Origin of the sequence: Bacillus sp. NPDC094106, from assembly GCF_044764345.1 — a bacterium.
Taxonomy (GTDB): domain Bacteria; phylum Bacillota; class Bacilli; order Bacillales; family Bacillaceae_G; genus Bacillus_A.
In genome coordinates this window covers 340,059-352,237 of record NZ_JBIWHY010000001.1, presented here as the reverse complement: position 1 = coordinate 352,237, position 12,179 = coordinate 340,059, and the positions used below count along the sequence as shown (strand labels likewise).

Genomic DNA, 12,179 nt, shown 5'->3' with positions numbered 1-12,179 from the left:
CCTAGTAACCGGACGGATTTTTAGAAAGTTAGATAGAAATAAAAAATGTTACAAATGCATTTTATTAAATATATATCAAGGTCAAAAATGTTTGGTAAGAAATAGTTGAATAAATAAAGACTTCAACTTATAATTACTAATATTCTTCATATGGTTAAAAAAAAGAACGAGCTGTATGAAGAAATAAACATAGAGATGGACTTATCAAAAAATAAGCCTTGGATGATTAAAAGAGGTGGAGAGATGAAACAATTATTATTAAAGAGTAAGCGTGTGTTAAGTAATCATTTTGGGTTCTTTATTTTTGCAGTTGTTTTATTCTGGTTAAAAACATATGCAGCATATGTTACAGAATTCGACTTAGGAATATCGAACACAATCCAAAAATTCTTGCTATTTTTTAACCCGCTAAGCTCAGCTGTCCTATTTTTAGGACTTGCATTATTTGCAAAAGGGAAACGATCTTATATTTGGTTAATTATTATTAATTTGTTACTGTCAATTCTTTTATACTCAAACGTGGTATATTACCGCTTTTTCAGCGATTTTATTACGTTCCCGACATTAACGCAAACAAATAACTTTGGAGATTTAGGTGGTAGTATTTTAGCGTTATTACACTTATATGATCCATTGTATTTCTTAGATACAATTATCCTATTTGTGTTAGTAAAAACAAAGTTTGCAGATCCAAAACCAATTCGTGTTGCAAAACATAAATTGTCACTTGTATTTATTACAGGAATTTTGATTTTTAGCATCAACTTAGGTTTAGCAGAAATGGATCGTCCTGAATTACTAACAAGAACGTTTGACCGCAACTACATTGTGAAATACTTAGGTGCGTACAACTATACAATTTATGATGGTATCCAAAGTATGAAAGCATCGACAGAACGTGCTTTAGCAGATGGAGATAGCATGACAGGTGTAAGAAACTATATTACATCGAACTATGCAAGCCCTAACCCAGAGTATTTTGGTAAGGGAAAAGGTATGAACGTTATCTATATTCATTTAGAGTCGTTCCAAAACTTTTTAATTAATTACAAGTTGAACGGACAAGAAGTTACACCATTCTTAAATTCATTTACACATGATGCAAATACACTGTATTTTGATAACTTCTTCCATCAAACAGGACAAGGTAAAACGTCTGATGCGGAGTTTATGTTAGAGAACTCACTATTCGGTTTACCACAAGGGTCTGTATTTACAAACAAAGCTCATAATACGTATCAAGCAGCACCAGCTATTTTAGGACAGCAGGGCTATACATCTGCAGTGTTCCATGGTAACTATAAAACATTCTGGAACCGTGATGATATTTATAAATCATTTGGATTTAATAAATTCTTTGATGCATCATATTATGATATGAATGAAAAAGATGTTGTAAACTATGGTCTGAAAGATAAACCATTCTTTAATGAGTCTATTCCAATGTTACAAACATTAAAACAACCGTTCTATGCGAAGTTTATTACGTTATCAAATCACTTCCCTTATCCGATTAATAAGGATGAAGCGACAATTGAACCAGCAAAAACGGGTGATTCATCTGTAGATACGTATTTCCAAACAGCACGTTATTTAGATGAAGCTGTAAAAAGCTTTATGGATTACTTGAAGCAATCTGGTTTATATGACAATTCGATCATTGTGATGTATGGAGACCATTATGGTATTTCAGATAATCATAATGCAGCGATGTCACAAATCATGGGTAAAGAAATTAATTCATTTGAAAATGCACAATTACAACGTGTACCTTTAATCATTCATGTTCCAGGAATGAAGGGAGGAGTTCAACACCAATATGGTGGGGAAATTGATGTTCTTCCAACGCTGTTACATTTACTAGGTACCGATACAAAGAATTATATCCAATTTGGTACAGATTTATTATCACCAGGGCATCAACAAGTTGTTCCTTTCCGTAATGGTAGCTATGTAAGTCCAACAGTTACTGCGCTTAATGGGAAATATTATGACACAACCACTGGAAAACCAGTAGGGGCAACGGATGAAATCAAACAAAATGAAAAAATGGTTCAACAGAAACTTAAATTTTCTGATGAAGTTGTAAATGGAGATTTATTACGATTCTACACACCAGAAGGATTTACACCAGTAGATAGCTCTAAGTACAACTATAACCATCCTGATAAAAATAAGAAGAAAGTAAAAACTACGCAAGAAGGTTAAAGTAAATAACATATTGTGATAAAATCCTGCTCGTATGGAATACTATCCATACGAGCAGGATTTTTTGTTTTACTAGTTAAAGAGAATTTCTAAAGAATACAAGCAAAACTGTCTTCAATTAAGTATGTATGTTGTAATTTCATATACCGTATTGATACTATATAATGGGCGTATAAAAAAGGTACAATCATTGCACAATGCATAAACGATAATTTGGACTTAATTTTATATGAAATACGAGATACTATATTAGTAGAAAGTGATTTCAATAATCTAATTTTGCAAAGTTAGTATCTATACTTGCAAGACTACTAAAAAACAAGTATAGAAAGGATGTACATCATATATGATATTAGATCATCGCAGTACTGCAATTTTACAGCAAATTATTCAAGCAGATGGTTATACTTCTGTAGATCAACTCATGGAACTACTACAAGTTTCGAAAAGAACAATTTATTACGATATGAAAAAGATAGATGATTGGTTAGTTGCAGAGCATTTAGAACCAATCAAATATATTCGATCATTAGGATACTGTTTAGATGATGAAACAAAACAAACAGTGATTCAAAAATTACATGGATTTACGATGGCTCAATACGATTATTCTCCACACGAGCGAAAAGCTTGGATAGCTCTGTATTTATTAGCGAAAGAAAAAAGAATCTTACTGGAAGATTTAATAGACCTTGTACAAGTAAGTCGTAATACTACACTTGCTGATTTAAAAAAATTGAAAGTAGGGCTAGTGAAGTTTAAGCTTTCCTTACAATTTGATCGTAAACGAGGTTATTATATCGAAGGAACTGAGCAAGGAAAGCGAAGTTTGTTAACCTTTTATCTTTCACAGTTGATTGCAAAGCATGGATGGGAATATTTAATATCACACGTAAAATACATTGTAAACCGTGGAGAAAATGAAAAGGATAGAAAAGAACAAGAGGAACTTCTCCTTATAAAAAACATTCTATCGAATTGCGAAGGATTTTTAGGCGTTCAATATACGGATGAAGTACTTGAAAATTTAAGCGTTTACATGTATTTGTTTCGTAATCGAATTGTTCAAGGGCAATGTGTTGAAATGGAAGATGCTGAAAAAGATGTTCTTCGAGAAACAAAACACTTTGAAGCAGCTAAGTATATCGGAAAGCAGTTTGAGAACGTTTTACATGTGGAATTTCCAAAAGATGAAATTTATTATATTACCACTCATCTGTTGGGAGCGAAAGTAAATGCTCAGCAAAAAGAGTATGAAAAAAATGATGTTCAAGGCATCCGTTATATTGTAGATCGTATGATAAAGGATTTTCAGCATTATGCTTGTGTTATATTTCAAGATTTTACAGGACTGGCTTCAGACTTATATTTACATATAAAACCAGCGTTCTATCGTGTGAAATATGGGATTGAAATAGAAAATCCCTTACTGCATACGATTCAAAAAAATTATGAAGAAGTATATATTCTTACAAGAAAAGTTGTTCACCATTTTGAAGAATACGTTGGAAAACAAATTTCAGAAGATGAAATGGCGTATATTACGATGCATTTTGGTGCTTGGATGAGAAAAGAAGGAATCGTTCCCAATCCAAGAAAAACAGCATTACTCGTTTGTCCAAATGGTATTGGTACATCGCGTATGCTGCAATATCAATTGGAACAATTATTTTCGAGTATCGATATTTTAAAGGCAATCTCAAAGCGAGAATATGAATCGAATGCATTTGAAGTGGATTGTATTATTACGACAACTGAATTGGAGAAGGGGACAGTACCTATTTTTATGGTAAATCCTATTTTGACAGATTCTGAAAAAGCATCATTACTCCGAAAAGTAAATGCAGCCTTATTTGGTGAAGATCAAAATGATTCAGTTGATATTATGATGCAGATCATTCAAAAATATGCGGATGTTATAGATGAACAGTCTTTAAAAAAAGAGCTGAGAGAATTTATAAGTGGTCCAGTGCATTTGAATAGGGAGGAGAAATACAAACCTAATTAGTTGGATTGTTTGCAATGTGTGGGTTACTCTTTCAGAAGAAAAACTTTGCAGATACAGTTTCTGGAACATTAAAAACGATTATGGGCTTCGTCGTATTAGGAGGCGGGGCCACAATATTAATTGGAGCTTTAGATGTTTTTGGTAAAATGTTTGATAAGGCATTCCATATTAAAGGAATCATTCTGAACAATGAAGCAGTCGTTGCGATTGCACAGCAAACATTGGGGAAAGAAACAGCATTTATTATGGTATTTGGGATGCTTGTTAATTTACTTATCGCCCGATTTACAAAATTTAAATATGTATTTTTAACGGGGCATCATACGCTCTTTATGGCATGTTTAATTTCAGCTGTATTTTCTACAACAGGGATGAAAGGATTTTCTCTTGTTATTATAGGATCCATAGTCTTAGGATCACTCATGGTAATTTTCCCGGCATTACTACAGCCATATGTAAGAAAAATTACGGGAATGGATGACATTGCGATTGGATATTTTGGTTCTGTTGGATATTTAGCAGCTGTGTTTGGGAATGCAACAGGGGGAAGACGAGGAGCTATATTAGGATCATTTGTAAATGGATTATTGATTTCGTTCCTTCCAGCGCTATTATTACCGGTATTGGGCGGATTAGGATTCGAAAATACAACATTTGGTGATTCTGATTTTGCAGTCGTTGGGATTTTGATTAGTGAAATTGCAAAATTATTAGGTTCAATTTTCTAAACAATAAAGAAAAAAGACTTGAGTTTCTCTTTGAGAAAATCAAGTCTTTTTCAATTACATACGATTATCGTGCCAGAAGTTTAATGGGAAGTGGTCATCTTCATGATAGCTTTCTAACTCATAACCTTTTTCTTTTAGCCCTTTAATAATAGCTGGTACTGCTTTTACTGATTGTGGGTGAATATCGTGCATAAGAATAACTTCTGTTGGTTTTGTTGCACCAGCAAGAACATTTTGAACAATTTGTGCAGATGCTGCATCGATTGGCATCTTATTATATTTCCAGTCTAAAGAGTCAATCGTCCAGTCCCAAACTTTCAAGCCGCCTTCTACAACTTTGTTACGTAAAGCCTCATTTAATCCTGGCATTGAGCCGTAAGGCGGACGAGTTAATACAGGTGATTTTCCAATAATCCCAGCAATTAAGCTTTGGTCTTCTTTCATCTCATCTACATAATGTCCTTCTGTATAAAGCTTTTTGTAGTTATGTGTCATACTGTGCATACCAACGTAATGCCCTTCAGCTAATTCACGTTTTACAAGATCCGGAAATGATTTAACGTTTGCTCCAATTAGGAAAAATGTAGCTTTCGCATCTTCTTTTTTCAACATTTCTAAAAGTTCAGCAGTATATTTCCCTGGACCATCGTCAAATGTTAAGTAAGCAACTTTTCTAACTTGCCCGTTATATTGCTTAGGTGCTTCCTTTGGAGTAAGAGCTGTTTGAACCTCACTTACAAGTTGAACAGATTTTGTGTCATCTTCCGTACTTGCTCGAGCAATACTTGTTGATCCGTAAATTGCTTCATATAAAAATAATACCCCGACGCAAATCAACAGAGCCCTTTTTACTAGAGTTGTCATTCGAATTCCATTGCGCATAATTTTCCTTCTCTCTATAAAAGTTCTACTCTATTATATTAGCAACTTTAGGTAGGGAAATGCAAAAAAAGATTGTTACAAATGCAAAAAAGTTTGTAAAAAGTATGCAAGATTTTGTCGGTCTTATGGTTATTATTCTTTTTATATAGCAGGTTTTTAAAACGCGAATAAAGAAGTTGATAAAAAACAGCAATTCATTGATTGTACGAATCTAAACTTCATGGTTTTACATCTTATCAATTGAATTAAAAAAGGTGTGATGAAAATGAAAAAATTAGCTTGTTTACATGCTCATCATTCAAATATTGCATACATTGAGAAAGCATTTGCATCATTTGAAGTAGAGCTGCTCCATTTTGTGGATCCAATATTGCCAATGAGAATGCAGGAGGGTGAGCTGGAGACAAATTATATTCAAAGTAAAATGAGAAATCAATTGCAATGGATAGCAGAAAGTAAAGTTGATGCGATTCTTATAACATGTACATACTTTATAACATTTTTACAAGATATGCATGTTCCAATAGAAATACCAATATTAAAAATCGATGAACCATTCTTTAAAGTAATTTGTAATGTACAAGAACCACAAACGATATTATTTACAAATCCTGGTACTGTCCCAGGAACAGTAGAGCGTTTGAAACAATATGCGCAGCAAAGACAGAAATCGATTGATATTCAAATCATAATTGTAGAAGATACTTTTGCGCTCATCATGCAAGGACGGAAGGAAGAGTATGATGATAGAGTGAGTCAATGTATATATCGAATGCTGAAAGATGGGAATCAGGTTATTTCAGTTGCACAATTATCAATGGTAGATGCCGCTAGGAAAGTAGAGAATAGAGTAAATAGAGTAATTGTGAATCCACTGGATGCTTTGGTTGAATACAGTGTAGATCAATTAAATTTAAGGAAAAGAAATGAAGGAAGCAATGAATAAGCAAAATGACAGTTATTTTAAAAAGTAAATGAGATTAACTCTTATTATTCTTTTTAATTGATTATAAGAAAATAAAACCTCGTCCTGAATATACATGAATTCAAGACCTGAAAGCAATGGAGTAGCCTCCTTTCCTTAATGTCTATATAACACTGTGTAACAGGGAAGCGCAATTTCTTTTTTGTTAGGCAAGGTGTTTCGTTGAATCATTTCATAAAAAATGATTCTTGCTTTTTAAGTATATATAATTTCACATACCGTAATGAAAATAAAAATAGGAAAACAGGAAATAGTGTCGAATATATCGTAAGGGTATGTGTAAAGTAAAGGGAAATATGAAAAAAAGAGGTGACTACATGTTGTTAGAAGAGGTCATGCATCAACTTGAAGGATGTGGAACGGAACAAAACCGTAAAATATATATAAACCATGGAGCAAAAGAGCCATTATTCGGTGTTAGTTTTGCAAATTTAAAACTATTAAAGAAGAAAATTAAAAAGAATCATGCGTTAGCCATTTCATTATGGGAAACAAAAAATATGGACGCAATGACATTAGCTACAATGATAGTTGATCCGAAAAAATTCACGTCAGGGCAGTTGGATGAGTGGGTGCAAGAGGTTGATTATTATTGCTTAATGGATGTACTTATGTCAGCTGTGTGTTCGTCTCCAATTGCAATAGACAAAATGGAGGAGTGGACAAAAGCTCAAGATGAATGGATTGGTCGAGCTGGTTGGTCATTACTAGCTAATATTGCTATAAAGGATAAATCGTTAGAAAATGCATTTTTTCTACCATTTTTAAAAGAAATTCAGACTCATATACATACTGAGAAAAATCGAAAAAAAGAGGCAATGAATAGTGCTCTTATTGCGATTGGAATTCGAAATGATGAGCTTGAGCAAAAAGCAACCGCAGTTGCACGCGAGATTGGAAAAGTTGAGGTTGATCATGGTATCACTTCATGTAAGACACCTGAAGCAGAGACATATATTAAAAAGGGGCGAGATAGAGAAAGAAATAAAACAAGAAAATGAAAGAAGGAGAACAGCATGAAGGCAATTGACGCTGTGCAAAAAATTATCGAATCTCAATTTCCAGATTGTGATGTTGCTTTACTAGGCGGCAGTGTTGCAAGGGGAGAAGAAACAAAAACATCGGATCTTGATATCGTTATATTAGATCAAAACCTTTTATCTTGCTATCGAGAATCATTTTTCAGTAATGGCTGGCCAGTGGAAGTGTTTGTACATAACTTTGAAACATATAAAACTTTTTTTGAAAGTGATTGTAAGCGAGGAAGACCTTCTTTACCACAACTAGTTTCGGAGGGAATTATCTTAAAAGGAACTATGCAAATTGTAACAAGTTTAAAGCAGGAGGCAGAGCAATTATTAAATAAAGGTCCCGAAAAATGGACAGAAGAACTTATGAGACAAAAACGTTACTTTATTACAGATGCACTAGATGATTTTATTGGTGCGACAAAGAGAGAAGAAGAATTATTTATTGCGAATCATTTGGCTGATTTAGTGCATGAATATGTCCTTAGAGTAAACGGACAATGGGTTGGTAACTCTAAATGGTTTATTAGGGTACTAAGGAAGTATGATTCATTATTTGCTGAACAATTTGTTGAAGCTTTTGATCATTTTTATAGAACTGGGGAAAAGGTAGGACTTATTGATTTTGTCGAGAAAACATTAGAAAACTATGGAGGCAGGTTGTTTGAAGGTTTTTCTGTAGGAAAATAAGAAAGGAGTGAAAATATGAATGTACCAATTGTCCAATTAAGAGAACTTTCATTAGAAGATGTAGAAGATCGATATCAATGGTCATTAGATAAAGAAGTAACAAAGCATTTAATTGTACCTAATCAATATCCACCCTTTACACGTGATGAGACAAAAAGATGGATTGAGATGTGTATGACCCAGGAAAATGGATATGAGCAACGAGCTATCCTTAATGAAAATGGTTTACATATTGGCTGGGTAGATTTAAAGAATTTTGATAAAATGAATAAAAATGCTGAGTTAGGCATTGCAATTGGTAACAAAGAATATTGGGGACGCGGATATGGTGTTGCGGCATTATACAACATGTTACAAATTGGATTTTATGAATTTGGTCTAGAAAAAGTGTGGCTACGTGTTGATACGGATAACGTAAAAGCGATAAGAAGTTATGAAAAAGCTGGGTTTGTTTGTGAAGGAATTATGAGAAATGATAGATTACGAGAAATGATAGATTACGAGAAGGAACATTTATTAATCGATATCGCTATAGTATGTTGAAAGAAGAATATGAAATTATTAATAAAAAGGAAACAATTACATAATATTATTATGTAAACAAAAATGCAACATGGTATGAATTAACGAATTTATAAAAATTTAATGATGAGAGGATGCATAGAAATGATTCGAGTTTTGTCAAGCTTAGATGCAGTACAATATTGGGATTTACGTTTACAAGCATTACGAGTAAATCCAGACGCATTTGTGACAACTTATGAAGAATCGATGCAAAAAGAAAATCCTGTGGAGGAAGTTGCTCAAAATTTAAATTCAAAAACTAGTTACACATTTGGGGCTTTCAATGACGAAAATCGACTGTTGGGTGTAGTAACGTTACTTACAGAGCAAAAAGCAGCCTATAAACATAAAGGACATCTTGTTGCTATGTATGTGGATGCTCAAAGTAGAGGGGAAGGGATTGCAAAAGCTTTAATAGGAGCATTGGTTGAAAAATCAAGAGAACTAAAAATAGAGCAAATTAATTTAGGAGTTGTTTCAGATAATGAAGCAGCAAAAAAATTATATCGATCAATGAATTTTACAACGTATGGGATAGAAAAAAGGGCGTTAAAAATGAACCATATATATCGCGATGACGAACATATGGTTTTATTTCTCTAAGAGAATGTTTAGAAGGAATATATTTATGCAGCAGAGGTATTAAGAGTTCAATTATTTTCGAGGGAGCAGGAACGACACCTTACCTCTTAACTGAAAAAATGAAGAATCCAGAAATGGACAACTTCACAGCATGGTTAGATGAAAAAGGTTGGTATTACGAGTATATGTAATGTGAAAAACCGACCTTTGCAAGTCGGTTTTTCACTATTTTTTTGATGCTCTATATCCTGCAGCTTTTGCTTCAGCTTCTGAGCAAAACATTTCTTCGGCATTCGTTTTATCATAGAATTGTTGACCAGGCAGATGATAAATTTTTTCACCTTTGCTATTTTTATTACCTTTAATATTACAAGTACCACTTTGCTCAGATGATTGATTTGTTTTCGAATGAGAAGTTGAGGCTGTATCTTTTTTGTTAGTTTGAGATTGTTGTTCTTGTTGTTTCTTCAATTCTTCTTGTTCTTGTTCTTGTTGTTTTTGTTGTTCTTCTTGTTGCTTCTTCAATTCTTCTTGTTTTCGTTCGTCTTCTTGTTTAGTTGTAACTGTTTCTTTTGCTTTTGCGTCCTCTTTTTTTGTAGTGCCCTTGTCACCATTAAAACATGAAGCAAGTAGAATGATTAATAGAATAATAATACCTAAACACCCTAGACATCCACACCCACGGCGTTTTTGCTCTTCTTTCTTATTTGCTACTTTTGACATTTCTCTCCCCCTATGTATTATAATTTCAATATTAAGTATAACAAATATTAAGTAATAATTTTACAAAAAATATGTCACCAAAAAATATGGATTTTCTATTAAGTTATAGCCTATAATAACTTAATAGAAAGAATTATCAGTAAAATAAAAACTGTATAAGGAGTTTTAGGATGAAAGCAATTGCAGCGGGGATATTAGCATCTTTTTTCTTTGCCTTTACATTTATTTTAAACCGGGCTATGGATTTACAAGGGGGAAGCTGGATTTGGAGTGCTTCGTTACGATACTATTTTATGGTTCCGTTACTTTTAATCATTGTTATTTATAGGGGAAATTTAAAGCACCTCTTTCAATATATGAAAAGTAATCCGAAAGAGTGGTTGTTATGGAGTACTGTTGGTTTCGGTCTTTTTTACGCACCGCTTAGCTTTGCGGGTGCATTTGGACCGGGGTGGCTTGTTGCTTCTACATGGCAAATTACGATTATAGCAGGAATTTTATTAACACCATTATTTGCGACAAACTCATTACATAAAAAAATTCCAATGAAAGAATTGATGATGTCTGCTGTTATATTATTAGGTGTTCTTCTTATGCAAGTAGAGCATGCTTCCTCTTTAGGGATTCGTGAAACCATTTTATGTGTGGCTCCGGTAATAGTTGCAGCATTTGCTTACCCACTTGGAAATCGAAAAATGATGCAAGTATGTAAAGGTGAGTTAGATGTTTTTCAACGAGTGCTTGGAATGACACTAGCAAGCTTGCCATTTTGGTTTTTATTGTCAGGATATGAAGTTTCAACAAACGGATTACCATCAAGTGATCAAGTCTTTCAATGTTTTATCGTAGCAATTAGTTCCGGTTTAATTGCTACAGTATTATTCTTCTTTGCAACAGATCTTGTAAAGGATGATCCACAGAAATTGGCTACTGTAGAAGCAACGCAATCTGGTGAGGTTTTATTCGCATTACTAGGGGAACTAATATGGCTAGCGGCCCCAATCCCATCATCTTTATCTTGGATTGGAATGAGCTTAGTGGTTGTTGGAATGATTTTACATAGTTACGTTGCGGTAGTTATGAAGAAAGAAGAAAAAATAACAGTGTGAGTAAATATTAGCTCTTTGAAAATAAAGAACTAATATTTTGATAAGTAGAAAATTTGATTAAGAAAAAGACTTAGGATAGATAACAACAAAATATATCTGAGTTGTCTCTCTTTTTGTATGAAGTGACAAGGTGGCGTACATAATGTTAGAACGTATGCAAAACATAGAGGAAGATTCTGTTGTAAATGTATTAACATATGCAGTTGGGCCTCAGGAATCAAGTTTGCAAAAAGCTATAAGTTTTTACGCGAAAAATAAAAATGCATCATTATACAAATATCAAGAACATGGTTGTGTAGGTATTGAACTTATTGGTAAAAATAAAGCAAGAGTGTGTCATATAGCCGTCTCACCAGATAGTCGTAATAAAGGAGTAGCTTCCGACATGATAAAGAAAATGATTCATGTGCACGGGTTAACGTATATAGAAGCAGAAACAGACTGTGAAGCAGTAGAATTTTATAGAAAGTTCGGATTTATGATTACAAGTTTAGGAGAAAAGTATCAAGGTGTAGAAAGGTTTCATTGCTATTGGGGACAAGAATAGGTATTACTATGTGGGAGTAAGATCTTTTATGGCACGCTATATGCTTGATTTCATTTATATATCAACAATAATTGATATTTTCAAAAAAATGATAAAAGAGATGCATTCCAAATGCACCTCTTTTA

Annotated in this window: 11 protein-coding genes and 2 pseudogenes; 11 read left to right on the top strand and 2 right to left on the bottom strand. The window is 33.3% G+C overall.

What is annotated here, in order from left to right; all coding sequences use genetic code 11:
• Nucleotides 1-243 precede the first annotated feature (243 nt).
• From ltaS to ACIQ7L_RS02005, 3 genes and pseudogenes are all read left to right on the top strand, one after another.
• Nucleotides 244-2,208 (top strand): lipoteichoic acid synthase, encoded by a 1,965-nt coding sequence (gene ltaS, locus ACIQ7L_RS02015; protein ID WP_400566003.1) that lies wholly within the window; start codon nucleotides 244-246, stop codon nucleotides 2,206-2,208.
• Nucleotides 2,209-2,554: 346 nt separating this feature from the next.
• Nucleotides 2,555-4,210, top strand: a pseudogene (locus ACIQ7L_RS02010) (BglG family transcription antiterminator); the annotation flags it as partial.
• A gap of 11 nt (nucleotides 4,211-4,221) precedes the next feature.
• Nucleotides 4,222-4,944 (top strand): PTS transporter subunit IIC, encoded by a 723-nt coding sequence (locus ACIQ7L_RS02005; RefSeq protein WP_400566000.1) that lies wholly within the window; start codon nucleotides 4,222-4,224, stop codon nucleotides 4,942-4,944.
• 54 nt (nucleotides 4,945-4,998) lie between these two features.
• Here ACIQ7L_RS02005 and ACIQ7L_RS02000 read toward each other — a convergent pair whose 3' ends face one another.
• Nucleotides 4,999-5,826 carry a peptidoglycan-N-acetylglucosamine deacetylase gene (locus ACIQ7L_RS02000; protein ID WP_400565998.1) on the bottom strand — a complete coding sequence of 276 codons (828 nt, stop codon included), beginning with the start codon at nucleotides 5,824-5,826 and terminating at the stop codon, nucleotides 4,999-5,001.
• 265 nt (nucleotides 5,827-6,091) lie between these two features.
• Between ACIQ7L_RS02000 and ACIQ7L_RS01995 the strand changes: the two genes are divergently transcribed.
• From ACIQ7L_RS01995 to ACIQ7L_RS01970, 6 genes and pseudogenes are all read left to right on the top strand, one after another.
• Nucleotides 6,092-6,772 carry an aspartate/glutamate racemase family protein gene (locus tag ACIQ7L_RS01995; protein WP_400565996.1) on the top strand — a complete coding sequence of 227 codons (681 nt, stop codon included), beginning with the start codon at nucleotides 6,092-6,094 and terminating at the stop codon, nucleotides 6,770-6,772.
• 356 nt (nucleotides 6,773-7,128) lie between these two features.
• Nucleotides 7,129-7,812 (top strand): DNA alkylation repair protein, encoded by a 684-nt coding sequence (locus tag ACIQ7L_RS01990; RefSeq protein ID WP_400565995.1) that lies wholly within the window; start codon nucleotides 7,129-7,131, stop codon nucleotides 7,810-7,812.
• Between the two features lie 15 nt (nucleotides 7,813-7,827).
• Nucleotides 7,828-8,529 (top strand): nucleotidyltransferase domain-containing protein, encoded by a 702-nt coding sequence (locus ACIQ7L_RS01985; protein WP_400565993.1) that lies wholly within the window; start codon nucleotides 7,828-7,830, stop codon nucleotides 8,527-8,529.
• A 15-nt stretch (nucleotides 8,530-8,544) separates the two neighbouring features.
• Nucleotides 8,545-9,116: pseudogene (locus ACIQ7L_RS01980) on the top strand (GNAT family N-acetyltransferase).
• A 79-nt stretch (nucleotides 9,117-9,195) separates the two neighbouring features.
• On the top strand, nucleotides 9,196-9,696 hold the full coding sequence (locus ACIQ7L_RS01975; RefSeq protein WP_400565991.1) for a GNAT family N-acetyltransferase: 501 nt from the start codon (nucleotides 9,196-9,198) through the stop codon (nucleotides 9,694-9,696).
• Nucleotides 9,687-9,866 (top strand): N-acetylmuramoyl-L-alanine amidase C-terminal domain-containing protein, encoded by a 180-nt coding sequence (locus ACIQ7L_RS01970; protein WP_400566334.1) that lies wholly within the window; start codon nucleotides 9,687-9,689, stop codon nucleotides 9,864-9,866. The genes ACIQ7L_RS01975 and ACIQ7L_RS01970 overlap by 10 nt, the downstream gene beginning before the upstream one ends.
• Before the next feature lie 34 nt (nucleotides 9,867-9,900).
• Here ACIQ7L_RS01970 and ACIQ7L_RS01965 read toward each other — a convergent pair whose 3' ends face one another.
• On the bottom strand, nucleotides 9,901-10,398 hold the full coding sequence (locus ACIQ7L_RS01965; protein ID WP_400565989.1) for a sunset domain-containing protein: 498 nt from the start codon (nucleotides 10,396-10,398) through the stop codon (nucleotides 9,901-9,903).
• Between the two features lie 170 nt (nucleotides 10,399-10,568).
• On the opposite strand from ACIQ7L_RS01965, the gene ACIQ7L_RS01960 reads away from it, so the two are divergent.
• Both ACIQ7L_RS01960 and ACIQ7L_RS01955 read left to right on the top strand, forming a co-directional pair.
• Complete coding sequence (locus ACIQ7L_RS01960; protein WP_400565986.1) at nucleotides 10,569-11,507, top strand: DMT family transporter; 939 nt, start codon at nucleotides 10,569-10,571, stop codon at nucleotides 11,505-11,507.
• A gap of 139 nt (nucleotides 11,508-11,646) precedes the next feature.
• Nucleotides 11,647-12,054, top strand: coding sequence for a GNAT family N-acetyltransferase (locus ACIQ7L_RS01955; RefSeq protein WP_400566332.1), 408 nt, complete (start codon nucleotides 11,647-11,649; stop codon nucleotides 12,052-12,054).
• The last annotated feature ends 125 nt before the right edge of the window (nucleotides 12,055-12,179 follow it).